Source organism: Kitasatospora sp. NPDC101183 (genome assembly GCF_044767945.1).
In the GTDB taxonomy this organism is placed as follows: Bacteria; Actinomycetota; Actinomycetes; order Streptomycetales; family Streptomycetaceae; genus Kitasatospora.
The window spans coordinates 1-22,277 of the sequence record NZ_JBIWOW010000026.1; the positions used below are offsets into that span (position 1 = coordinate 1).

Annotated in this window: 20 protein-coding genes and 1 pseudogene; 6 read left to right on the top strand and 15 right to left on the bottom strand. The window is 73.7% G+C overall.

Annotated elements, in window-relative coordinates:
- Positions 1-115: 115 nt before the first annotated feature.
- The 3 genes and pseudogenes from ACIRRS_RS30000 to ACIRRS_RS30010 all read right to left on the bottom strand — a co-directional run bounded on the left by ACIRRS_RS30000 (position 116) and on the right by ACIRRS_RS30010 (position 2,034).
- On the bottom strand, positions 116-904 hold the full coding sequence (locus ACIRRS_RS30000; RefSeq protein ID WP_402977189.1) for a DUF3710 domain-containing protein: 789 nt from the start codon (positions 902-904) through the stop codon (positions 116-118).
- Between the two features lie 2 nt (positions 905-906).
- A pseudogene (dut, locus tag ACIRRS_RS30005) lies at positions 907-1,441 on the bottom strand (dUTP diphosphatase).
- The gene (locus ACIRRS_RS30010; RefSeq protein ID WP_402977192.1) at positions 1,438-2,034 is read right to left on the bottom strand and encodes a PaaI family thioesterase; all 597 of its coding nucleotides are present in this window, start codon (positions 2,032-2,034) and stop codon (positions 1,438-1,440) included. The pseudogene dut and the gene ACIRRS_RS30010 overlap by 4 nt, the downstream one beginning before the upstream one ends.
- Before the next feature lie 131 nt (positions 2,035-2,165).
- Here ACIRRS_RS30010 and ACIRRS_RS30015 point away from each other — a divergent pair, with 131 nt between their 5' ends.
- The gene (locus ACIRRS_RS30015) at positions 2,166-2,615 is read left to right on the top strand and encodes a DUF3093 domain-containing protein (RefSeq protein ID WP_402977195.1); all 450 of its coding nucleotides are present in this window, start codon (positions 2,166-2,168) and stop codon (positions 2,613-2,615) included.
- A gap of 239 nt (positions 2,616-2,854) precedes the next feature.
- On the opposite strand, the gene ACIRRS_RS30020 is transcribed toward ACIRRS_RS30015, so the two are convergent.
- The 4 genes from ACIRRS_RS30020 to ACIRRS_RS30035 form a co-directional block, all read right to left on the bottom strand.
- On the bottom strand, positions 2,855-3,154 hold the full coding sequence (locus ACIRRS_RS30020) for a DUF4193 domain-containing protein (protein ID WP_030057692.1): 300 nt from the start codon (positions 3,152-3,154) through the stop codon (positions 2,855-2,857).
- 470 nt (positions 3,155-3,624) lie between these two features.
- Complete coding sequence (locus ACIRRS_RS30025; RefSeq protein ID WP_402977198.1) at positions 3,625-4,608, bottom strand: acyl-ACP desaturase; 984 nt, start codon at positions 4,606-4,608, stop codon at positions 3,625-3,627.
- Positions 4,609-4,897: 289 nt separating this feature from the next.
- A complete protein-coding gene (locus ACIRRS_RS30030) occupies positions 4,898-6,211 on the bottom strand; it encodes a sensor histidine kinase (protein ID WP_402977201.1) in 1,314 nt (437 codons plus the stop codon).
- An 82-nt stretch (positions 6,212-6,293) separates the two neighbouring features.
- Positions 6,294-6,947, bottom strand: a complete 654-nt coding sequence (locus tag ACIRRS_RS30035) for a response regulator transcription factor (protein WP_030285473.1) — start codon at positions 6,945-6,947, stop codon at positions 6,294-6,296.
- Positions 6,948-7,392: 445 nt separating this feature from the next.
- Between ACIRRS_RS30035 and ACIRRS_RS30040 the strand changes: the two genes are divergently transcribed.
- Complete coding sequence (locus tag ACIRRS_RS30040) at positions 7,393-7,578, top strand: hypothetical protein (protein ID WP_224282990.1); 186 nt, start codon at positions 7,393-7,395, stop codon at positions 7,576-7,578.
- Positions 7,579-7,702: 124 nt separating this feature from the next.
- Here the strand turns inward: ACIRRS_RS30040 and ACIRRS_RS30045 are convergent, their stop codons facing one another.
- A complete protein-coding gene (locus ACIRRS_RS30045; RefSeq protein WP_402977205.1) occupies positions 7,703-8,521 on the bottom strand; it encodes an inositol monophosphatase family protein in 819 nt (272 codons plus the stop codon).
- Positions 8,514-9,665, bottom strand: a complete 1,152-nt coding sequence (locus ACIRRS_RS30050) for a ferrochelatase (protein ID WP_402977208.1) — start codon at positions 9,663-9,665, stop codon at positions 8,514-8,516. Before ACIRRS_RS30050 ends, ACIRRS_RS30045 begins: the two co-directional genes overlap by 8 nt.
- 134 nt (positions 9,666-9,799) lie before the next feature.
- Between ACIRRS_RS30050 and ACIRRS_RS30055 the strand changes: the two genes are divergently transcribed.
- Both ACIRRS_RS30055 and ACIRRS_RS30060 read left to right on the top strand, forming a co-directional pair.
- A complete protein-coding gene (locus ACIRRS_RS30055; protein ID WP_402977211.1) occupies positions 9,800-11,056 on the top strand; it encodes an MFS transporter in 1,257 nt (418 codons plus the stop codon).
- Between the two features lie 92 nt (positions 11,057-11,148).
- Positions 11,149-12,471, top strand: coding sequence for a D-arabinono-1,4-lactone oxidase (locus tag ACIRRS_RS30060; protein ID WP_402977214.1), 1,323 nt, complete (start codon positions 11,149-11,151; stop codon positions 12,469-12,471).
- 4 nt (positions 12,472-12,475) lie between these two features.
- Here the strand turns inward: ACIRRS_RS30060 and ACIRRS_RS30065 are convergent, their stop codons facing one another.
- Complete coding sequence (locus ACIRRS_RS30065; protein ID WP_402977217.1) at positions 12,476-13,318, bottom strand: hypothetical protein; 843 nt, start codon at positions 13,316-13,318, stop codon at positions 12,476-12,478.
- A gap of 517 nt (positions 13,319-13,835) precedes the next feature.
- On the opposite strand from ACIRRS_RS30065, the gene sepH reads away from it, so the two are divergent.
- A complete protein-coding gene (gene sepH, locus ACIRRS_RS30070; protein ID WP_402977220.1) occupies positions 13,836-14,924 on the top strand; it encodes a septation protein SepH in 1,089 nt (362 codons plus the stop codon).
- 59 nt (positions 14,925-14,983) lie between these two features.
- Here sepH and ACIRRS_RS30075 read toward each other — a convergent pair whose 3' ends face one another.
- Positions 14,984-15,859: a sulfurtransferase gene (locus tag ACIRRS_RS30075; RefSeq protein ID WP_402977223.1), complete on the bottom strand. Its 876-nt coding sequence runs from the start codon at positions 15,857-15,859 to the stop codon at positions 14,984-14,986.
- A 166-nt stretch (positions 15,860-16,025) separates the two neighbouring features.
- Here ACIRRS_RS30075 and ACIRRS_RS30080 point away from each other — a divergent pair, with 166 nt between their 5' ends.
- Positions 16,026-16,778 carry a VOC family protein gene (locus ACIRRS_RS30080; protein ID WP_402977418.1) on the top strand — a complete coding sequence of 251 codons (753 nt, stop codon included), beginning with the start codon at positions 16,026-16,028 and terminating at the stop codon, positions 16,776-16,778.
- Here ACIRRS_RS30080 and ACIRRS_RS30085 read toward each other — a convergent pair.
- The 4 genes from ACIRRS_RS30085 to ACIRRS_RS30100 form a co-directional block, all read right to left on the bottom strand.
- Complete coding sequence (locus ACIRRS_RS30085) at positions 16,775-17,431, bottom strand: thymidine kinase (RefSeq protein WP_402977226.1); 657 nt, start codon at positions 17,429-17,431, stop codon at positions 16,775-16,777. The genes ACIRRS_RS30080 and ACIRRS_RS30085 overlap by 4 nt on opposite strands.
- Before the next feature lie 61 nt (positions 17,432-17,492).
- The gene (locus ACIRRS_RS30090; RefSeq protein WP_402977229.1) at positions 17,493-18,680 is read right to left on the bottom strand and encodes an alkaline phosphatase family protein; all 1,188 of its coding nucleotides are present in this window, start codon (positions 18,678-18,680) and stop codon (positions 17,493-17,495) included.
- Positions 18,681-18,730: 50 nt separating this feature from the next.
- On the bottom strand, positions 18,731-19,327 hold the full coding sequence (locus tag ACIRRS_RS30095) for a DUF5998 family protein (protein WP_402977232.1): 597 nt from the start codon (positions 19,325-19,327) through the stop codon (positions 18,731-18,733).
- Between the two features lie 94 nt (positions 19,328-19,421).
- Positions 19,422-22,262 (bottom strand): GNAT family N-acetyltransferase, encoded by a 2,841-nt coding sequence (locus tag ACIRRS_RS30100; RefSeq protein WP_402977235.1) that lies wholly within the window; start codon positions 22,260-22,262, stop codon positions 19,422-19,424.
- Positions 22,263-22,277: the final 15 nt, after the last annotated feature.

The window sequence follows — 22,277 nt, forward strand, 5'->3', positions numbered from 1 at the left end:
GTTGCCCCGGTCTCCCGCGGCGACTCCGGAACTGTACGGGGACGGGACCGCCACATGCAAATCGCCCCCGTCCGGGCTTCCGGACGGGGGCGATCGGCGAACGACCGGTGGACGGTCAGTGGACCTCGGTGATCTCCGGGCCGCGCGCGAACGGGTCGAGGGAGCCGTAGCGGTTCTCGCCGGAGGCGGCGGCCGCCCCGCCACCGTCCGCGACCATCTGCGCGTCCTCGGGGAGCTTCAGCACGATCGGGTCGCGCGGAGCCATCGGGCTCTCACCGCGGACGACGACGGTCTGACGGAAGACCTGCTCCAGGATGCCGGCCATCTCGGGCTGCACGGCGGCCTGGCCCGAGATCACGCCGCGCAGGAACCAGCGCGGCCCGTCGCAGCCGACGAAGCGCACCAGCTGCACACCCTGGGTGCCGTCCGGCAGCTGCACCGGAACCTGGGCACGGAGGTGCCAGCCGAGCTCGCCCTCCTCCTCCTCGATGATGCCGCCCTGCGAGGTGATGCCGGTGGCGATCTCCTCGCGGACCTCGCCCCAGATGCCCTCGGACTTCGGGGCGGCGAAGGCCTGGAGCTGGATGGCGCTGTTGCCCAGCACGAGCGTGGCGGCGACGATCGCGTCACCGGCGACCTCGACCCGCAGCTCCATGCCCTCGACGCCGGGGACCAGCAGACCCCCGAGGTCGACCCGCCCCTCCTCGGGGTTCTCCAGCTCGGAGTGGTCCCAGGGACCGTCCGGCCGCGGGGCCGGCGGCAGGCCGACCTTGTCGGCCGGGTCCAGCTCGGTTTCGTTCTCGCTCTCGGCGGAACCTTCGACGTCATCGGCCGTCTCGTCGGCGCTGATGGCGTCGTCGGCGAGCTGCTCGACAGCGTCCTCGCTCTTCTGGCGACGGAACACGGTCACTGTCCTTCCCGGTCCAAGACCGATGCGAATACCTGCTCGGCTTCCTGCGAGGCCGCGGGAATGCTAGACCGCGGCGTGGCCGCCGGTCGACCCGAACCCGCCCTCGGCACGTGCCGACCCAGGCAGCTCCTGCACCTCGTGGAAGCGGGCCTTCTCGACCTGCTGGATGACCAGCTGGGCGATCCGGTCCCCTCGGCGGAAGCTGACCCCCTCGCGCGGGTCCAGATTGACGACGATCACCTTGATCTCTCCACGGTACCCGGCATCGACCGTCCCCGGGGCGTTCACGAGGGCAACTCCGCAACGAGCTGCCAGCCCGGAACGGGGGTGCACGAAGGCCGCGTAGCCGTCGGGGAGGGCGATCGCGACACCGGTGGGCAGCACGGCCCGCTCGCCGGGGGCCAGCTCGGCGTCGACGGTGGTGCGCAGGTCGGCACCCGCGTCGCCGGGCTGCGCGTACGCGGGCAGCGGCAGCTCGGGGTCGAGGCGCCTGATCAGGACGTCCAGGGGCTCTCGGGGGCTGGTACTCACGGGTTCACCTCAAAGGCTCGTGCGCGCTTCATCAGATCCGGGTCGTCGAGGACCTTCTCGATGTCCTCGGGACGACCGTGCGAGGTGAAGTGTTCCAGCTTCACCTGGATGAAGAGCGCCGCCGCCCGCACCGCGACCGGTCCGTCGGGGCCGCCGATCCGCGCCTCGGCGGCGCTGTAGATCTTGCGGCCGTGCACGCCGGTGACCCAGGCGCGCAGGTGCAGCACCGAGTCGACGGGCACCGGGCTGAGGAAGTCCGTCTCCAGGCGGCCGGTCACGGCGGGGGCGTGCAGCAGCCAGTTGAGCGTGCCGAGGGTCTCGTCCATCGCCGTGGTGAGCACGCCGCCGTGGGCGAGGCCGGGGCCGCCCTGGTGAACGTCCCGGACGGTGAACTCGGCGGTGACGTCGAGGCCTTCACCGGCGACGGCGTCGATCCGCAGGCCGCCGGGGTGCTGCGGGCCGCAGCCGAAGCAGTGCTCGTAGTGCGAACCGAGGTGCGTGCCGGGGGCGGGCGCCTCGGGGTGGCGCTGCGGCAGGACGGCGTCCGGCGGCGGGGTGGTCGGCGTCGCGGGGAAGGAGGTGGTGGGGGTCACGGGAGCCCACCCTACCCAGGGGTAGCAAGCCCCCGGGGGCCCGTCCCACAGGCGGTCCGACAGACGGTCCGACGGTCGCTCGGGCAGGGGTGGCGTCCGACCCGGGGCGTGAGGGCGCCCACAATGGAGGCATGTACGACGAACGCCTCACGGTGCCCCGCTCCTGGTGGCTGCTCCCGGTCGCAGTCGGTCTCACGCTGGCGCTGATCCTGATCCGGGTCAGCGGCCCGGCGGCGCTGATCGGACTGGTGGTCGGCGTCGCCGCCGGCGCGGTCGCGATCAGCAGTTACGGCTCTGCCCGGATCCGGGTGGTGCAGGGCTCCCTGGTCGCCGGCCAGGCCCGCATCCCGGTGGACGCCCTGGGCGCGGCGCAGGCGCTGAGCCCGTCCGAGGCCGCGGCCTGGCGCGGGCCCAAGGCCGATCCCCGCGCCTTCATGCTGCTGCGCAGCTACGTGCCGACCGCGCTGCGGGTCGAGGTGACCGACCCGGCCGACCCGACGCCCTACCTCTACCTGTCGACCCGCTCGCCGATGAAGCTGGCGCAGGCGCTGGACGAGGCACGCCGGGGCGCCCGCGCCTGAGGCGCCGCGGAGAGGGCCCCGGGGACGCCGGGGAAAACGGAGAGGGACGGTTCCGCTGCTGCGGGACCGTCCCCATGACTTTGTGCCGGTCGGCGCGTCGCCGCCCGAACTCCGTCCCACCGGTGCCGCCCGAGGGCGGCCTCCGGTCCTGCCGTCCGGCCCCGCTGCCCGGGGCCGGAAGGGGCGCTGTGCCGGCGCCGCGGGAACCCGCGGCCACCGGGCCCTGACGACCGCGGTGCTCAGGCGCCGCAGTCCCGGCAGATCGGGTTGCCGTTCTTCTCGCTGTAGAGCTGGCTGCGGTGGTGCACCAGGAAGCAGCTCATGCAGGTGAACTCGTCGGCCTGCTTCGGCAGCACCCGTACGGCGAGTTCCTCGTTGGACAGATCGGCGCCGGGCAGCTCCATGCCCTCGGCGGCGTCGAACTCGTCGACGTCGACCGATCCGCCGCCCTTGTCGTTACGACGTGCCTTGAGCTCCTCGATGCTGTCCTCGTTGAGCTCGTCGTCGGTCTTGCGTGGGGTGTCGTAGTCCGTTGCCATAGTTCGCTCTCCCCCTCCGGGTTGTGCGGTGTGCGGTATCTCCAGCGCACGTAACGCATGGGGGGTCGGTCTTGTGCCCGACCCGAGGGCGAGATTTTGCCTTACTTCAAGCCCCGTTACTCAATCGACACTCAGCCGGGGGTCCGTTGGGGTGATCCATCGAGGCTCGACGGGCCTCACGCTGGGCCATCGCCGGTGCGCTTCCGGGCCGGTTCTCCGACCACGCACAGTAGTCGTCGACCGTCCGGACATCTGCTGATTCCCATGCCCACCTGGGGTGCCGGGCAATCCTGTGGACCGGCGGAGTGATCGATTCCGGTCACGGACGGCGATCGGCACCCCAGGGGGCATGATCACGCTCCGAGGTCGCCCGCAACCGCGGAGCGACACGGTGTGAGCTTGGTCACGTTCAGAATCTTCCCGGGCAAACCGTGGAAAATCCACCCAGTCCGACAGTCCCGGCGGGCCCCTCAGCCGGCGTTGCGGCGCGCCTCCCGGCGGGCCAGCAGAGCCGCCTGGCGCTCCTCGAACTTGGTCGCCTGGGCGTCCAGGCCGTCCAGGAAGGCCCCCAGCCGGTCCTGGGCCAGCAGGCCCTCGGGGCCGAGCCCGGTGACCTCCATGACCCGCAGGTGGCGCAGCACGGGCTGCAGCACGTCGTCGTGGTGGATGCGCAGGTTGTACACCCCGCCGATGGCGATCTGCGCGGCGGCGCGCTCGAAGCCGGGGATGCCGTGCCCGGGCATCCGGAAGTCCGTGACGACGTCCGCGATGGCACCCATGGCCTGGTCCGGGGCGATCTCCAGGGCGGCCTTGAGCAGGTTCCGGTAGAAGACCATGTGCAGGTTCTCGTCGTTGGCGATCTTCGCCAGCAGCTGGTCGGCCAGCGGGTCCCCGGCGTACTTGCCGGTGTTGCGGTGCGAGATGCGGGTGGCGAGCTCCTGGAAGGCCACGTACGCCACGGAGTGCAGCATGCTGTGCGCGTTGTCGGACTCGAAGCCCTCGGACATGTGGCTCATCCGGGCCCGCTCGAGCTCCACCGGGTCGACGGCCCGGGTGGCGAGCAGGTAGTCGCGGATCGCTATCCCGTGCCGGCCCTCCTCGGCCGTCCAGCGGTGCACCCAGGTGCCCCACGCGCCCTCGCGGCCGAACATCGTGGCGATCTCGTGGTGGTAGCTCGGCAGGTTGTCCTCGGTCAGCAGGTTGACGACCAGCGAGACCCGCCCCAGCGGGGTCACCTTGGACTGCTCCAGCGACCACGCCTCGCCGCCCAGCACGCCGTCGAAGTCGCGCCCCTGCCCCCACGGCACGTACTCGTGCGGCATCCACTCCTTGGCGATGGCCAGGTGGCGGTTGAGCTCCTTCTCCACGACCTCTTCGAGGGCCAGGATCAGCCGCGCGTCGGTCCAGCCGCTCGATCCGAGCGAGGGGCTGCTCTGCACAGGGGCGATGGTCACGGTCTTGCTCCTGGGGACGGACACGCGCGGGACGGGCGCGTTCGGCGGGCACTCGTCGTACGGGCCGGCGTCGAAACCGGCGACCGCACTTACGGTTGCGTAGGTTACGACACCGTAAGTTGCCCGGGCAGGAAAAGACAAGCCGCCCCCGCCTGGCCTTATGTCGTCTTGACGGGCCTTGCGGGGGCGGCTGGGAACGGTCGCGCGCGGAGCAGCGCGCGGGGCTGCGGCTTTTGCGGTTCCGGGGGCTTCTCCGGCCCTTCGGGGTGCTTCTACGGCCGGGGTGCTTCTACGGCTTCGGGATGCGCACCCGCATCGTGAGGCCTCCCCCGGCGCGGGGGGTGGCCTCGATCGTGCCGCCGTGCGCGCGCACCACCGAGCGGACGATGGACAGGCCGAGGCCCACGCCCTTGTCGCTGCGGGTGCGGTCGGCGCCCTTGACCCGGCGGAAGGGCTCGAAGATGTGCTCCAGCTCGTACCCGGGCACCACCGGGCCGGTGTTGGAGACCACCAGCTCCCCGCCGCCCGGCACCTCGGCGGTGGCCAGCTCCACCCAGCCGCCGGGGGTGTTGTACCGGACGGCGTTCTGCAGCAGGTTGAGCGCGAGCCGCTCCAGCAGCACGCCGTTGCCGGCGACCACGGCCGGGGAGAGCTTGGAGCGCAGCTCCACCTCGCGCTTGTCGGCCTCGGAGCGGGTCTGCTCGAGCGCCCGGGTGGCCACCTCGGACATCTCCACCGGGCGCCGGTCGGTCAGCTCGTTCTCGCTGCGGGCGAGCAGCAGCAGGCCCTCCACGAGCTGCTCGCTGCGCTCGTTGGTGGCCAGCAGCGTCCTGCCGAGCTGCTGGAGGTCGGGCGAGGCGGCCGGGTCGGAGAGCTGGACCTCCAGCAGGGTCCGGTTGATCGCCAGCGGGGTGCGCAGCTCGTGCGAGGCGTTGGCGACGAAGCGGCGCTGGGAGTCGAAGGAGCGGTCCAGCCGGTCGAGCATCTCGTCGAAGGTGTCGGCGAGCTCCTTGAGCTCGTCGTCGGGGCCGTCCAGCTCGATGCGCCGGTGCAGGTCGGAGGAGGCGACGTCGCGGGCGGTGCGGGTGATCCGGCCGAGGGGGCGCAGCACCCGGCCGGCCATCGCGTAGCCGGCCGCGAAGGCGATCACGGCGAGGCAGACGAGGACGGTCAGCAGCTTGCGCAGCAGGGTGTTGAGGGCCTGGTCGGCCTGGACGGACTTGTAGGCGTTGAGCCACTGATCGAGCTCGGCCTGGTTGGTGATGGTCTGGCCGTCCGGGGTCCGGACGGAGATGATGCTCGGCCCGCTGAGCACCAGGTGCGGCTGGCCGACCTCCTGGAGCGCCTGCTGGACGAAGAAGTACATGACCAGCAGCAGGACGACGCCGGCCATCAGGAACATCCCGCCGTAGAGCAGGGTCAGGCGCATCCGGATGGTGGGGCGGAAGGGGAGCCAGGCCAGCAGGCCGTCGCCCGGGACGTACGTCTCGGGCTGGCCCAGCCGGGGCGGGCGCGGGGGGTGCGCGGGCCGGGGCGGGACGACGGCGCGCGGGCCTCCGGCGGGCGCGCCGGAGGGCCCGCCGACCGGGGGCGGGGTGGTCATGACGGTCCTCTCGGGGCGTCCGCCGGGGGCGGGCGCGGGGTCGCGGCGGGGAATCCCGGTTCGGGGGCGGATTCCGGCCGGGTCAGATGCGGTAGCCGGAGCCCGGCACGGTGACGATCACCGGCGGGTCGCCGAGCTTGCGGCGCAGCGTCATCACGGTGACGCGCACGACGTTGGTGAAGGGGTCGGTGTGCTCGTCCCAGGCCTTCTCCAGGAGCTGCTCGGCGGAGACGACGGCACCGCCGGCCCGCATCAGCACCTCCAGGACGGCGAACTCCTTGGGGGCGAGCTGGACGGTGCGTCCCTCGCGGATCACCTCGCGGCGGCCGGGGTCGAGCGAGATGCCGGCGCGCTCCAGGACGGGCGGCAGCGGGATGGTCGCCCGGCGGCCCAACGCCCGGACGCGGGCGACGAGTTCGCTGAAGGCGAACGGCTTCGGAAGGTAGTCGTCCGCGCCGATCTCCAGGCCCTCGACGCGGTCGCTGATGTCGCCGGAGGCGGTCAGCATGATGACCCGGGTGGCGAGGCCCTGCTCGACCACCTTGCGGCACACGTCGTCGCCGTGGACCAGGGGGAGGTCGCGGTCGAGGACGACCACGTCGTAGTCGTTGACCGCGATGCGCTGGAGCGCGGCCTCCCCGTCGTACACCACGTCGACGGCCATCGCCTCGCGGCGCAGGCCGGTGGCGACGGCCTCGGCGAGCAGCTGCTCGTCCTCGACGACGAGAACCCGCACGGTCGTTGTCCCTTCTCCAGGCCGGCCCCGGAAGCGGACGCACGGCTCCGACGGTGCCTCCATCCTGCCTGGTCCTGCGGTAAAGCAGCGATAAGCTGCCTCCCGGGCAGGGCCCGCGGGCCCGGGACGGTCACCGTTCGTACCGGCACCGCTCCGATTGGACTGTGACACGGGCAACTTTCTTCCGCCGGGAGGTTTCCCCGCCCCCGGGGCGGGGAGGACAGCTGCACACCCCGCGATCTGGCTCGTCAGCCGATCGCACCCACCCGCCGTGCGTTCATCCGCGCCGGCCCTGGGGCTGGGACGTCACCGGGAGCGGCCGAGCGGCCGTCTCCGCGCCCGACCGGAGAGCCATCATCCGTCGGATCGGGCGTTTTCACCGGCTGGACCACCTCGGGGCGGAGAGCGTACGACCGTGCACGTCCGACACAGTAAGGGGGCCCGTATGGACGCCTTCAAGGCCGGAATCCTGCAGCGCATCGCCAACGCCGAGCAGGACCTGCACCGCGCGATCGAAGCCGGGGACGAGTTCCTCGCCGAGGTGGAGCAGTCCGAGCTGGACGACCTCCGCCGGCTGGCCGCCGACCACGGCATCGACACCGTGCTGGAGCGCCACCGCACCGCCGCCTGATCCGCCCTGCCGGATCACCGGCACCTGCGGCCCTGCGGGGGCCGTGCGAGATCCGTGAGACCTGCGAAACCCTCAAGCCCTGGCATCCCCCGTATGCCAGGGCTCTTCGCATGTCCGGGGAGGCTCAGTCCTCCCAGGCGCGCAGGGCGGCGAGGCGTTCCTGGAGGGGCTCGTAGACGCCCGGGGCGGCCGCGACGGTCAGTTGGCCGTCCGGGCCGTGGCCGGGGCGGCCGCCGACCAGGGCACCGGCCTCGGCGGCGATCAGGCAGCCGGCCGCGCGGTCCCAGGGGGCGAGCCCGCGCTCGTAGTAGCCGTCCAGCCGCCCGGCGGCGACGTCGCACAGGTCCACCGCGGCGGCGCCGCCCCTGCGCACGTCCCGCACCTCGGGCATCAGGGCGAGCAGCACCTCCGCCTGGCGCACCCGCACCGGCTGGACGTAGTTGAAGCCGGTGCCGATCAGCGCCTGGCCCCAGGGCGGGGCCTGCCGGGCGGAGACCGGGCGGCCGTCCAGCCGGGCGCCACGGCCGGTCACGGCGTGGAACAGCTCCCCGCGTGCCGGGGCGTACACCACGCCGACGACCGCCCGGCCGTCCAGCTCGGCGGCCACGCTGACGGCCCAGGAGGGCAGCCCGTACAGGTAGTTGACCGTTCCGTCGAGCGGGTCGACGACCCAGCGCACCCCGCTGGTGCCGTGGCGCTCGGAACCCTCCTCGCCGAGGTAGCCGTCCTCGGGGCGGCGGTCGGTGATCAGCTCCAGGACGAGCTTCTCGGAGGCGAGGTCCATCTCGGTGACCACGTCGACGGGGCTGCTCTTGGTGCCCGCCACGCCGAGGTCGGCGGGGCGGCCGTCGCGCAGCAGGGCGCCGGCCCGGCGGGCCGCGTCCAGGGCGACCTCCAGCAGGTCGTCGAGGAGGGCGTCCTCGGGCAGGGCTCGCTCAGACATGGCTCTCCTCGGCGGCGGCCGGGCGCGGGGCGCGCGGGTTGGGGCAGCAGGCGGTGGCGCACAGGTCGTGGCTGGGGCCGAGCGCGCCCAGGGCGCAGCGGGTCACGGCCTCGCCGCGCTCGGCGGCGGCCCGCTCCAGGACGAGGTCGCGCACGGCGGCGGTGAAGCGGGGGTCGGCGCCGACGGTCGCGGCGCGGGAGACCGGCAGGCCGAGTTCGGCGGCCTTGGCGACGGCCTCGGTGTCGAGGTCGTACACGACCTCCATGTGGTCGGAGACGAAGCCGATCGGGAGCATCACCACGGCCGGCGCGCCGTCCTCGTGCTGGGCCTGGAGGTGGTCGCAGATGTCGGGCTCCAGCCACGGGATGTGCGGGGCGCCGCTGCGGCTCTGGTAGACCAGCTCCCACGGCCGGTCCGCGACGCCGGTGCGCTCGGCGACGGCGGCCGCGATCAGCCGGGCCACGTCCAGGTGCTGGGCGACGTACGCGCCGCCGGGCGTGCCCCGGGCCGGGTCGTCCGGGGCGCCGGAGGCCTCGGCCATCGCGGTGGGGATGGAGTGGGTGGTGAAGGCCAGCCGGGCGCCGTCGCGCACCTCGGGCGGCAGCTCCTCCAGGGCGGCCAGCGCGGCGTCGATCATCGGCTCGACGAAGCCGGGGTGGTTGGAGAAGTGCCGCAGCTTGTCGACGGTGAGCGCCGGCAGGCCCTCCTCGGCGAGCGCGGCCAGCGCGTCGGCGAGGTTCTCCCGGTACTGGCGGCAGCCCGAGTACCCGGCGTAGGCGCTGGTGGCGAGGACGGCGATCCGGCGGTGGCCGTCCGTCGCCATCTCCCGCAGGGTGTCCACCAGGTACGGCGCCCAGTTGCGGTTGCCCCAGTACACCGGCAGGTCCAGGCCGGCCTCGGCGAAGTCCTTCCGCAGGGCGGCGAGCAGTTCGCGGTTCTGCCCGTTGATCGGGCTGACCCCGCCGAACAGGAAGTAGTGGCGGCCGACCTCCTTGAGCCGTTCCTTCGGGATGCCCCGGCCCCGGGTGACGTTCTCCAGGAACGGGACGACGTCCTCGGGGGCCTCGGGCCCGCCGAAGGAGAGCAGCAGCAGGGCGTCGTAGGGAGCGGCCCCGGACGGTGAGGGTTTGCGCGCGTCGGACATGGCACCGATCCTGCCACTGAGGGGCCGTGCACCGGTGCCGGGGCCGCTCCGGCGCCCCCGGAATACGGTTTGCCAACGTACGTAAGCTGTGTTTGCCCGTCTTGTTCCTTACCCCTCCTGTCCGGAGCTCCCCCGTGCTCTCCACTTACCGCCGCATCTTCGCCGCCCCCGGCACCCTGGCGTTCTCCTCCACCGGCTTCGTCTCCCGCATCCCGATCTCGATGACCGGCATAGGCATCGTCACGATGCTCTCCCAGCTGCGGGGCTCGTACGGCGTCGCCGGCCTGGTCTCCGCGACCCTCGCCGTCTCCGCCGCCGTCCTCGGCCCCCAGGTCTCCCGCCTGGTCGACCGGTACGGGCAGCGCCGGATCATCGTCCCCGCCATGGCGCTCACCCTCACCGCCGCCGTCGGCCTGCTGCTCTGCGCCCGGCTGAAGGCCCCGGACTGGACGCTGTTCGTCTTCGCCGCCGGCATGGGCGTCATGCCCAGCACCGGCGCCATGGTCCGCGCCCGCTGGGCCCACCTCTACCGCGACGACGCCGACAAGCTGCACACCGCCTACTCCTTCGAGGCCGTCGTCGACGAGGTCTGCTTCATCGTCGGCCCGATCCTCTCCATCGGCCTGGCCACCTCCGTCTTCCCCGAGGCCGGCGTGATGCTCGCCGCGGTCTTCCTCACCGTCGGCGTGCTGCTGTTCGCCGGGCAGCGCTCCACCGAGCCGCCCGTCCACCCCGCCGCCAGGCACGCGGGCCGCTCGGTCATCCTCAACCGCGGCCTCCAGGTGCTGATCCTGACCTTCGTCGCCACCGGCGCGATCTTCGGCTCCGTCGAGGTCGTCACCGTCGCCTTCGCCGACGACCAGCACCACAAGGCGATCTCCAGCGTGATCCTCGCCCTGTGGGCGTTCGGCTCCTGCCTGGCCGGGGTCGTCTACGGCGGCCTCAAGCTCACCGGCTCCCTCGCCCGCCGCTTCGTCCTCGGCGTGGTGTTCATGGCCGTCAGCATGGTCCCGCTGGTGCTCGTCGCCCACGCCGTCAGCGGGGTCGGCGGCCTCGCCGCCGTCGGCGGCGCCCTCCTGATCGCCGGCATCGCCATCTCCCCCACCCTGATCTCCGCCATGGCCCTGGTCGAACGGCTCGTCCCCGCCTCCCAGTTGACCGAGGGCATGACCTGGACGACCACCGGCCTCGCCCTCGGCGTCGCCGTCGGCTCCTCCGCGGGCGGCTGGGTCGTGGACGCCTCCGGCTCCGCCGCCGGCTACTGGGTGCCCTTCGGCGCCGGCCTGCTCGGCGTGGTCGCCGCCCTCTCCGGCCTCGGCCGCCTGCACGCCGGGCTCGCCGACGGCGAGAACGCGACCGCCCTCGAACAACCCGTAGACGCCGACCGGTGATCTGACTAATCTCGCCCTACCCGTGAGCCCCTACTCATGGGTAGGGCGGGTCGCGCCGCCCCCATCCCCCGCCAGGATTTCGGAGGCAGCGCATGCCCCAGGTCGGTACCGCGACCCCCACCCGCTGGACCAACTGGGCCGGGAACCAGAGCGCCCGGCCCGCCCGGACGGCCACCCCCGGCACCGCCGAGGAGCTCGCCAGGGAGATCCTGCGCGCCGCCGACCAGGGCCGCACCGTCAAGGCCGCCGGCTCCGGGCACTCCTTCACCTCCATCGCCTCCCCCGGCGACGGCCTGCTGCTGCGCCCCCACGCGCTCACCGCCGTCCGCGGCCTCGACCGCGAGGCCGGCACCGTCACCGTCGAGTCCGGCCTCCCCCTCCACCGCCTCAACCGGCTGCTCGGCGCCGAGGGCCTCTCCCTCACCAACATGGGCGACATCGAGGTCCAGACCGTCGCCGGCGCCACCAGCACCGGCACCCACGGCACCGGCCGCGACTCCGGCTCCCTCGCCGCCCAGATCCGCTCCCTGGAGATCGTCCTCGCCGACGGGAGCGTCCGGCACTGCTCCCCCACCGAGAACCCCCGGCTCTTCCAGGGCGCCCGGCTCGGCCTCGGTGCCCTCGGCGTGATCACCGCGCTCACCTTCGCCGTCGAACCGGCCTTCCTGCTCACCGCCCACGAGCAGCCGATGGCCTTCGACGAGGTCCTGGAGAAGCTCGACGACCTCGCCGCCGTCAACGAGCACTTCGAGTTCTACTGGTTCCCCCACACCGACCGGTGCTCGACCAAGCGCAACAACCGCAGCCAGGGCCCGGCCGCCCCGCTGCCCCGGTTCAAGGAGTGGCTGGAGGACGACTTCCTCTCCAACACCGTCTGGGAGGGCGCCTGCCGCGTCGGCCGCCGCTTCCCCGGCTCCATCCCCGCCATCGCCTCGCTGGCCAGCCGCGCCTGGTCCGAGCGCAGCTTCACCGACACCGCGTACAAGGTGTTCACCAGCCCCCGCAAGGTGCGCTTCCTGGAGATGGAGTACGCCGTCCCGCGCGCCGCCGTCGGCGAGGTGCTGCGCGAACTCAGGGCGCTCATCGAGCGCTCCGACTGGAAGGTCAGCTTCCCCGTCGAGGTCCGCTTCGCCCCCGCCGACGACCTGTGGCTCTCCACCGCCTCCGGCCGCGACAGCGCCTACATCGCCGTCCACCTCTACAAGGGCACCGCCGACCAGGGCTACTTCACCGGCGTCGAACAGCTGATGGCCGCCCACCAGGGGCGCCCGCACTGGGGCAAGCTCCACACCCGCGACGCCGAGTACCTCGCCGGGGTCTACCCGCACTTCGCCGACTTCACCGCCCTGCGCGACGAGGTCGACCCGGGGCGCGTCTTCGGCAACGACTACCTGCGCCGCGTCCTCGGCGACTAGGGCCCTAGTTCCCGCTCGCGGGCGAGGCGGGCGCCGTGCTCGGGACGGGCGGCTGCGGGGTCGCCGCACCCGTCGGCCTGCCGCCGCCGGCCGAGGGGGAGGCCCCGGCGGAGGGCGTCGCGCTCGGGCCCGCCGTGGGCGAGGCGCCGCCCTCCCCCGCGCCCGGGTCGGCGCTCGGCGTCCCCGTCGGCTTCTGCTCCGGCCGCGCCGAGGGCTGCGGGGCGGTGGGCGTGGGCTCGGAGCCGCGACCGCCTCCGCCCGGGGCCGGACGGTCCGCCGGCACGTCCTGCGGCGCCCGGTCCTTGGGCGTCACCGTCCCGCCGAAGGACGTCCCGTTGCCGGACTCGCCCTTCACCGTCGCCGACACCGGCTGACCGGTGGCCAGTTCGAACGCCGTGATCGGCACCATCGCCAGCACGAACACCAGGGCCGACACCGCCGCGTACGACTTCCACGTCCACCGGCGACGCGCCCGCACCACCTGCGGCGCGTTCCACCGCGAGGACACGCCGGGCGGCTCGGCGCCGGGCTCCTCCCCGGGTTCCTCGACGGGTTCCCCCGCCGGCACCTGGCGCAGCGCGTTGGCCGCCTGGTTGGGCCCCCGGTCCACCGCCTCGCGCAACTGCTCCCCGGTGCGCTTGAAGAGGTGCTGGAACAGCGCACCCCCGGTCGTCGCCCCGACACTGACCACCGCCGCGCCCATGATCGTGCCGTACACGCCGAGTTCGGAGGCCAGCAGCGCCCCGACCACCGTGGCCAACGCGCTCGCCGCGACCTGAGCCACACTCAGGTCGATCCGCTTGCGCTCCTTCTTCTGGCCCTCTCCAGCGGGGCTCCGCTCCGGCATCGACATCCCTCGGTCCGTACGACTGTTCTTCGAACAAGCCTCTCCATCTTGCCCAAAGAAGGACACAAGGGACGAAAATGCGGTTCTCCGCGCCCGGATTGTGTGAAGATGATCACCGTTCATCCGCCGGTGGCCTTCCAGTGGGGGCGCGCGCTCTTGAGATTCCCGTGAATCGCGGGAGACTTGAGCGGCGAGCCGCCCCTCCGGATGCCACGAATGGAGTACTGTTCGTAAGGCCTGAGCCTTGGGTCGACTTGTCGACTGCGCCTTCACCGGCAGCTTGACGAAGAGCCACGGACCAGGCACGCACGGCGACGCCGGTCCCGGATCGTCGCGAACACTCCGTGTGCGAGGACGGCCGGGACACCCAGGCGCGACGTCGACGGATGACGTGGCAAAAAGGCAACCGTGCCACAGCGGCGCGCGCGGGCGTAAGCCCGACACGCCGGGGAACTCAGCAAGGTTGTGGCCAGTCGCCAACGGGCAGGCCACACTCAGTACGGGAGCAGCGACGCAGGTGACGTCGGCAGGCACCACCCGGGAGGTAACCGTGCCCGAACTGCGGGTTGTGGCCGTCAGCAACGACGGCACACGGCTGGTGCTCAAGGCTGCCGACAGCACGGAGTACACCCTCCCCATCGACGAGCGGCTGCGCGCCGCCATCCGTGGGGACCGGCCGCGCCTCGGCCAGATCGAGATCGAGGTCGAGAGCCACCTCCGCCCCCGGGACATCCAGGCGCGGATACGAGCCGGTGCCTCCGCCGAGGAGGTCGCCCAGGCCGCCGGCATCTCCGTCGACCGGGTCCGCCGCTTCGAGGGCCCCGTCCTCGCCGAGCGCGCCTTCATGGCCGAACGCGCCCGCAAGACCGCGATCCGGCGCAACGGCGAGACCACCGGGCCCCAGCTCGGCGAGGCCGTCGCCGAGCGGCTCGCACTGCGCGGCGCCGAGAAGGACACCGAGCGCTGGGACTCCTGGCGGCGCGACGACGGCACCTGGGAGGTCATCCTCTCCTACCGGGCCGACGGCGAGGGCCGCAGCGCCTCCTGGACGTACGACCCGCCCCGGCGGCTCGTCCAGCCCAACGACGACGAGGCCCGCGCGCTGATCGGCGAGAACGTCGAGCGCGAGGAGGAGTCGGTCTTCCCGTTCATCCCGCGGATCGCCCGGCTCCCCCAGGACCGGCCGCCCCGCCCGATGATCGACCGGCCCTCCGCCGACCGCATCATGTCGGCCCGTGAGGTCCGCGAGTCGCGGGAGGCCACCGCCGAGGCCCGGGACTCGCTGACCAGCCTGCTCGACGTCGTCCCCGCCTTCCGCGGAGACCTCGCCGTCGGCGGCCCCGCCCCGGTCGAACCGGTGCCGGCCGAGGTCGCCGAGGAGGCGGAGGAGCCGGCAGCGGCCGCCGCTGCCGCCGCACCGGCCGTCGGCGCGGGATCGGCCTACGCCGACATCCTGATGCCGCGCGCCGTCGCCCCGCACCGGGAGCGGCTGGTCGGCACCACGGACCGTCAGGCCGAGGCGGACGGCGTCCGGCCCGGGCGCCGGGCCACCGTGCCGAGCTGGGACGAGATCGTCTTCGGCAGCCGGCGCAAGAAGCAGGAGTAGGCGAGACATCGAAGGGGCGGGAGGCCATGGGCCTCCCGCCCCTTCCGTCGTTTCCGGGCTCAGCCCGGCTGGTCCGTGACCGCCACCGGGCGGGCCGCGTCGCTCGACCACTCGCTCCACGAGCCCGGGTACAGCGTCGCGTCCACGCCCGCCAGCTCCAGCGCCAGCACCTGGTGCGCGGCCGTCACGCCCGAACCGCAGTACACCGCCGTCGCGCGCTCCCCCGCGCCCAGCTCCCGGAAACGCGCGGCCAGTTCGGCCGCCGGACGGAACCGGCCGTCCGGGCCGACGTTCTCCGAGGTCGGCGCCGACACCGCGCCCGGGACGTGCCCCGCCCTCGGGTCCACCGGCTCGACCTCGCCCCGGTAGCGCTCCCCCGAGCGGGCGTCCAGCAGCAGGCCCTCGCGCGCCCAGGCCGCCGCGCCGTCCGCGTCCACCGTCGGCATCGCCCCCGGGGCGGGCTCGAAGTCGCCCTTCCCCGGCTCCGGCACCTCGGCCGTCACCGGCAGACCGGCCTCCCGCCACACGGCGAAGCCGCCGTCCAGCACCCGCACCTCCCGGTGCCCGGCCCAGCGCAGCAGCCACCAGGCGCGGGCCGCCGCCATCGAGGCCGCGCCGTCGTACACCACCACCGGGCGGTCCGCGCTCACCCCGAAGCGGCGCATCGCCGCGCCGAACTCCGCCACGCCGGGCAGCGGGTGCCGCCCGCCCCGGCCCGGCGCGCCGGGCGGGGCCGCCAAGTCCCGGTCCAGATCGACGAAGTGGGCGCCCGGCAGATGCCCCGCGGCGTACTCCTCGGCCGCGGTCGGGCCGCCCGGAGCCGCGCCGACCAGCTGGTAGCGCACGTCCAGCAGCACCGGCGGGCGCGCGGAGTCCAGCTCCCGCGCCACGTCGGCCGCGGAGATCAGCGGGGAACCGTCGTTGAAGGTGGTCATGGGCGCCATTCTCGCCCAGCCGCCCCGGGGGCGGGCACTTTGTGCGCTCTTTGCCGGACTTTCCGCGCGGGTCGAGGGTTGGGCGCGCGCCAGGGTGGAAGCATCACCCTCGCGCGCGAGGATTTCCGTGCGCCAACCACCCGTGAGGAGGCCCGCATTGCCCGCGGTGGAACTCCGACTGGCCCAGGGAACGCCCTGCTGGGTCAGCCTGCTGACCGACGACCTGCCCGGCGCCCAGGACTTCTACGGCGGACTGCTCGGCTGGACGTACACCCCCGGCCCCGGGCAACTCGGCGCCTATGTACGGGCCGAACTCGACGGCGTCCCCGTCGCCGGCCTCGGCGTCTCCACCGCCACCGGCTTCCCGGTGCTGTGGACCACCTACTTCGCCGTCGACGACGCCGACCGCACCGCCCAGCTCGTCCGCGAATGCGGCGGGACGGTCGCCGTGGGCCCCCTCCAGGCCGAGCACGCCGGGCGGATGGCCATCGCCGCCGACGTCTCCGGCGCCGTCTTCGGCCTCTGGCAGGGCGAGGAGCACCCCGGCCGCGAGGCCGGCGCCGAGCCAGGCGGGCCCGCCTGGTCCGAACTGCTCACCCCCGACGCGGACGGCTCCGCCGCCTTCTACGCCGCCGTCCTCGCCCGGCCCGTCCGGCCTGTCCGGCCCGGCGCCGAGGAGAGCGCGCTCGTCGTCCACGGCCGGCCCGTCGCGGGCATCCGCCACCACGCCGACCTGCGCGGCCACCCGCCGCGCTGGCGCACCCACTTCGCCGTCCGCGACGCCGAGGCGACGGCCGGCCGGGCCCTCGCCCTGGGCGGCCGCGTCCTGGTCGAACCCCACCCCACCGCGCACGGGCGCGCCGCCCGGCTGGCCGACCCGCAGGGCGGGCACTTCTCGGTGCTGGAGGCCGCGGGTTAGACCTGCTGCTCCTCGAAGGGCAGCACGTCCGGGGAGAGCACCGAGGCCCGGGCCGTCGCCGCCGTCATCCGGCGGCGGTGGTGGCGGCGGCACAGCACCTCGTAGCCGACCTCGTCCTCGCGCACCGAGATGTCGCCGATCACCACCTGGGCGCCCTCGACCACCATCACCCCGCCGACCGTACGGGCGTTGTGCGTCGCCCGCGCGCCGCACCAGCACAGCGCCTCGACCTGCAGCACCTCCACCCGGTCGGCCAGCTCGATCAGCCGCTGCGAACCGGGGAACAGCCGGGTCCGGAAGTCGGTGGTGATCCCGAACGTGTAGACGTCAATGTCGAGTTCGTCCACCACCCGGGCCAGCTGGTCGACCTGCTCGGCGGCGAAGAACTGCGCCTCGTCGCAGATCAGGTAGTCCACCCGGCCGCCCGCCGACAGCCGCTGCACCACGTACGCGTGGAAGTCGAACTCGTCCGTCACCTCCACCGCGTCCGCGCGCAGGCCCAGCCGACTGGAGATCGTCGCCGCGCCCGCCCGGTCGTTGCGGGTCAGGATCAGGCCCTGCCGGCCGCGCGCGGTGTGGTTGTGGTCCATCTGCAGCGCGAGCGTCGACTTACCGCAGTCCATCGTGCCCGAGAAGAACACCAGTTCAGCCATGGGTGGAGCAAGGGCCTTTCACATCAAGGGGGTTCGGGCACAGAGGGGTCAAGGTGGCTTCTCAGCCGCGGACTTCGAGCAGCGGCACGAACTGCTCGACCGGAGTCATCGAGCCGTGCAGACCGATCATCGCGGATTCGCCGGGCTCGTTGCGGGAGGCGATGACGGCGATGTCGTCGCGCGCCGCGGCGACCACGTCGCCGATCCGCCCGTACACCCGATCGTCCACCACCGGGCCGAACCAGCCCGCCGCGATCGCCTCGTCCCGGGTGGCGACCCACATCCGGTCGCCCAGCACCTCGCTCCACACCGTGTGCACGTCGGCCGCCGCGCCCGGCACCGCGTACACGTGGCGCGCCCGGCCCTCGCCGCCCAGCAGGGCCACGCCCGCGCCGAGCTCCCAGTCCTCGTCGAAGTCGATCCGGTCCTCCGGAGCGACGTCGATCATGCCGTGGTCGGCCGTCACGTACATCGCCGACCGGGGCGGCAGCTGCTCGGCCAGGCGCCGGGCCAGCCGGTCGACCGCGTCCAGCATCATCCGCCACTCGTCGGAGTCCACGCCGAAGCGGTGGCCCGCGCCGTCCAGCTCGCTGACGTAGGTGTACACCAGCGCCCGGTCGTTCTCGGCCAGCCAGGAGGCCGCCAGGTCCATCCGCTCCTCGCCCGTGGTGCGGCCCAGGAAGGTGCCGCCGGACAGCGCGACCCTGGTCAGCGGGGTCTGGGAGAACAGCGGCGAGGACACCTGCGCCGTCGCCACCCCGGCCGCGTGCACCTGCTCGAAGACCGTCGGGTACGGCTGCCAGGCGTACGGGTCCGTGTGCGGCTGCCAGCGCAGCTGGTTCATCAGGTACCCGGCCCCCGGCACCGCCACCGTGTACCCCGCCAGCCCGTGCAGGCCCGGCGGGGTGCCCGTGCCGACCGAGGCCAGCGAGGTCGCCGTGGTCGACGGGAAGCCGGCGGTCAGCGGGCGGCCGGAGCCGCCCAGCGAGCTGCCGATCAGCGAGGACAGGAACGGCGCGTACTCGGGGTGGCGCAGCAGCAGCTCCCAGCCCAGGCCGTCCACCAGGAACACCACCGCCCGGTCGGCCGGGGCGATCGGCAGCGTCGCGGTGAACCCGGGCACGCCGAGGCCCGCCGCCACCGAGGGCAGCAGGTCGCACAGCGAACCGCTGCCGTACGGGGGCGCGGGGGCGGTGGCCGGGTCGAGGATCTCGAAGGCGTCGTAGCCGTCGGGGGAAGCGAAGGACATGGAACCGGATTCGTCGGGGTGGTTCGTGGCTGGCTGTCGGGAGGCGCCGGTCAGGCCCGCGGGCCGTTGTCGATCGTCGCGTCGGACAGCGCCCGGGCGAACAGCAGTGCCTGGGCCACCGTCTCGGGGCCGTCCCCGGCCTCGCTCACGCGCAGTGAGAGGTCGTCAGCCGTCGCCGACCCGGTGTAGCCGTGGTCCGCGTCGCAGTTCGGGTCCGAGCAGCCCGCCGGCTCCAGGTCCAGGCGCTGCACCGCGCCCCAGCCGATGGTCAGCACGACCTCGCGCGGCAGCGTGCCCGGGGTGTACGTCTCCGGGTTCGCCACCATCCGGCTCACCACCACGGAGCCGATGCGGTCCAGGCGGACGCTCTCCGTCGAGGTCGTCGCGAACGGCACCGCCGGGCTGCCCTCCGAGCCGGACTGCTCGTCGGTGTGGCTCACCACGAAGCGCGTCGGGGTCAGCACCAGCACCGTCACGTGCCGGCGCACCTCGTTGGCGTCGAAGGTCGTCTCCTGGTGCACCAGGTAGGAGCTGATCGGCTCGGGGCCCACCGCGGACTCCACCGCTTCGGACACCAGGGCCGGGTAGTAGCCACTGCGCTCGATCGCCGAGCGCAGGTCCTGAGTGGTGGTACCGGTCTTCGCCATAACTCCATCCTGGCATGGTCCGCCGACGAAGCGGGCGGCGCGGCGCCGAGCTTCGGACAACAGGCGCCCACGGGCGAGGCGCAACCAAGGAAGGCTACAGCGTGCTCATGGCGCGCGGACCCAGATCGCTGCGGACCGGCAGCGGCGCGATCCGCACCCGCGCCCCCAGGATCGCCAGCCCGTGCGGCGCCACGACCACGGGTTCGAGGTCCACCGAGGCGATCTCCGGCACGTCGTCCACCAGCTGCGAGACCCTCAGCAGCAGCTCCTCCAGCGCGGCGGTGTCCACCGACTCCGCCCCGCGCCAGCCGAACAGCAGCGGGGCCGCCCGCACCTCCCTGATCAGGGAGGCCGCGTCCTGGTCGGTGGCCGGAACCAGCCGGTGCGCCACATCGCCCAGCAGTTCGGCGGGGGCGCCGGCCAGGCCGAAGGAGAGGATCGCTCCGACCGCCGGGTCCACGGTCGCGCCGATCACGGTGTCCACCCCGCGCGGGGCCAGCCGCTGCACCACCAGCTCGGCCTGGGCGGCGCCGCCGAGCAGCGCGTCCAGCTCGCGGTGGGCGCGGCGCAGGCCCGTCTCGCCGGTGAGGTCCAGGCGGACGCTGCCCAGGTCGGGGCGGTGGCGCAGGTGCGGGGCCGTCGCCTTGAGGGCCACCGGGTAGCCCAGGGCCTCGGCGGCCCGGACGGCCGTCTCCTCGCCGGGGGCCGGCAGGGTCGGGGAGACGTCGATGCCGTAGCTGTCCAGCAGGGCGCGGGCCTCGGCGTCGGGCAGGGTGATCCGGGCGCCGCCGGGCTGGGTGCGGGCGGCGACCGCGGCGCGGGTGTTGAGCGCCGCCTCGACCAGGGCGCGGGCGGCCGGCTCGTCGATCCGGTCCAGCTCGGGGACGCGGGCCGTCTCCTCCGCCTCGGCGGTGCGGCGGCGCCACTGGGAGTAGTGGACGGCGTGCGCGAGCGCGCGCACCGCCCGCTCGGGCGCCGCGTACGCGGGGATGCCGCCCTCGCGCAGGCGCAGCGGCAGGTCGGTCAGGGCCAGGTGGGCCAGCAGCAGCGGCTTGCCCGACTCGCGGGCGCGCACGCCCGCCTCCAGCAGGGCCCCGGCGATCTCCGGATCGTCCGAGCCCATCTCGGGGTCGTCGGGGCCGGTGAGCCGTCCGCCCATGAAGGCGTGCGCGGAGGTGCCGATCGGCGGGATCGCGACGGCGATCACCGCGTCCACGGCCGGGTCGGTGAGGGCGGTGTCCAGCGCGATGCGGAAGTTCTCGCCCGTGGCGGCGGTGGTGAGGTCGACGGGCGTGCGCGGGCGGAGGCCGGCGCTGAGGCAGGCGTCGTAGGTGAGCAGGCCCAGCGAGTCGGAGTTGCCGACCACGGCGACGCGGTCCCCCGGGGGCAGCGGCTGCTGGGCGAGCAGCTCGCCCGTGTCGTACAGCTCGGTGATCGTCGCGACCCGGGTGACGCCGGCCTGTTCGAACAGGGCGTCCACGGTCGCGTCGCGCAGGCCCGTCGCGGTGGCGGGGACGGCGTGGCCGGGCGGGAGGCTGCCGGTGTGCCGGGCGCCCTTGACCACCACGACCGGCTTGACGGCGGCCAGGCGGCGGGCGATCCGGGTGAACTTGCGGGGGTTGCCGAAGGACTCCAGGTAGAGCAGGACCACCTCGGTGGCCTCGTCCTCGGCCCAGTACTGGAGGAAGTCGTTGCCGGAGACGTCCGAGCGGTTGCCGACGGAGGCGAAGGAGGAGACGCCCAGGCCCCTCTTGTGGGCCGCCTCCAGCAGGGCGACGCCGATCGCACCGGACTGGCAGAAGATGCCGAAGCCGCCGCGATCGGGCAGGTGCGGGGCGAGCGAGGCGTTCAGCGGGTGGTCCGGGTCGGTGTTGATCAGGCCGAAGGCGTTCGGGCCGATCACCCGCATGCCCGCCGCGCGGGCCTGGCGCACCAGGGCGCGCTGGCGGTCGCGGCCCTCGGGGCCCGTCTCGGCGTAGCCGGCCGTCACCACCACCAGGCCCTGCACGCCGTGCGCGCCGCACTCGGCGACGGCGGCGGGGACGGCGCCCTCCGGGACGGTGACCACCGCGAGGTCGACGGGGCCGGGGATGTCCAGGAGCGAGCGGTGGACGGGGATGCCGTCCAGTTCGGTGCCCTCGGGGGCGTTGCGGTTCACCGCGTACACGGTGCGGGCCGTCTCGGCGGGCTCGTGCGCGAACCCGCCCAGCAGGTCGCGCAGGATCGCCCGGCCGACGGTCTGCGGGTTGCGGGAGACACCGATGACCGCCACCGAGCGCGGGGTCAGCAGCCGCTGGACCGAGCGGGCCTCGGCGCGGTGCTCGCGGGCGCGCATCACGGCCAGCGAGCGGTCGGTCTGTTCGAGGTCGAACTCCAGGTGCACCACGCCGTCCGCGAAGCTGCGGTGCTGGGTGTAGCCGGCGTCGGTGAAGACCTTCACCATCTTCCGGTTCTCCGGCAGCACCTCGGCCTGGAAGCGCCGGATGCCGCGCTCCTGCGCCACGGCGGCGATGTGCTCCAGCAGGGCGGAGGCCACGCCCCGGCCCTGGTGGGCGTCCTGCACCAGGAAGGCCACCTCGGCGTCGGTGCCGGTGTCGCAGGGGCGGCCCTCGCCGTCGATCCGGTCGTAGCGGACGGTGGCGATGAATCGGTCACGGACGACGACGGCGAGGCCGACGCGGTTCACGAAGTCGTGGTGGGTGAAGCGGCGGACGTCCTTGTCGGACAGCCGGGGGTAGGGGGCGAAGAAGCGGAAGTACTTGGACTGCTCCGAGACCTGTCCGTAGAACTCCACCAGCCGTCCGGCGTCACCGGGGGTGATCGGCCTGATGCGGGCCGTACCGCCGTCGCGCAGCAGGATGTCGGCTTCCCAGTGCTGCGGATAGTCCGGCTGGTCGGGGTGCGCTGCGGCGGAGTCTGAGGCGGAGTCGTCCACGATCGTCAGGTTATC

What these genes read in the sequence shown, in the direction of transcription:
- ACIRRS_RS30040 (WP_224282990.1), top strand. Translation starts at nt 7,393, where the DNA reads ATGGACGCCTTCAAGGCCGGAATCCTGCAGCGCATCGCCAACGCCGAG.
- ACIRRS_RS30045 (WP_402977205.1), bottom strand. Translation starts at nt 8,521, where the DNA reads ATGTCTGAGCGAGCCCTGCCCGAGGACGCCCTCCTCGACGACCTGCTG.
- ACIRRS_RS30020 (WP_030057692.1), bottom strand. Translation starts at nt 3,154, where the DNA reads ATGGCAACGGACTACGACACCCCACGCAAGACCGACGACGAGCTCAAC.
- ACIRRS_RS30075 (WP_402977223.1), bottom strand. Translation starts at nt 15,859, where the DNA reads ATGACCACCTTCAACGACGGTTCCCCGCTGATCTCCGCGGCCGACGTG.
- ACIRRS_RS30095 (WP_402977232.1), bottom strand. Translation starts at nt 19,327, where the DNA reads ATGGCGAAGACCGGTACCACCACTCAGGACCTGCGCTCGGCGATCGAG.
- ACIRRS_RS30050 (WP_402977208.1), bottom strand. Translation starts at nt 9,665, where the DNA reads ATGTCCGACGCGCGCAAACCCTCACCGTCCGGGGCCGCTCCCTACGAC.
- ACIRRS_RS30090 (WP_402977229.1), bottom strand. Translation starts at nt 18,680, where the DNA reads ATGTCCTTCGCTTCCCCCGACGGCTACGACGCCTTCGAGATCCTCGAC.
- ACIRRS_RS30085 (WP_402977226.1), bottom strand. Translation starts at nt 17,431, where the DNA reads ATGGCTGAACTGGTGTTCTTCTCGGGCACGATGGACTGCGGTAAGTCG.
- ACIRRS_RS30065 (WP_402977217.1), bottom strand. Translation starts at nt 13,318, where the DNA reads ATGCCGGAGCGGAGCCCCGCTGGAGAGGGCCAGAAGAAGGAGCGCAAG.
- ACIRRS_RS30060 (WP_402977214.1), top strand. Translation starts at nt 11,149, where the DNA reads ATGCCCCAGGTCGGTACCGCGACCCCCACCCGCTGGACCAACTGGGCC.
- ACIRRS_RS30015 (WP_402977195.1), top strand. Translation starts at nt 2,166, where the DNA reads ATGTACGACGAACGCCTCACGGTGCCCCGCTCCTGGTGGCTGCTCCCG.
- ACIRRS_RS30030 (WP_402977201.1), bottom strand. Translation starts at nt 6,211, where the DNA reads ATGACCACCCCGCCCCCGGTCGGCGGGCCCTCCGGCGCGCCCGCCGGA.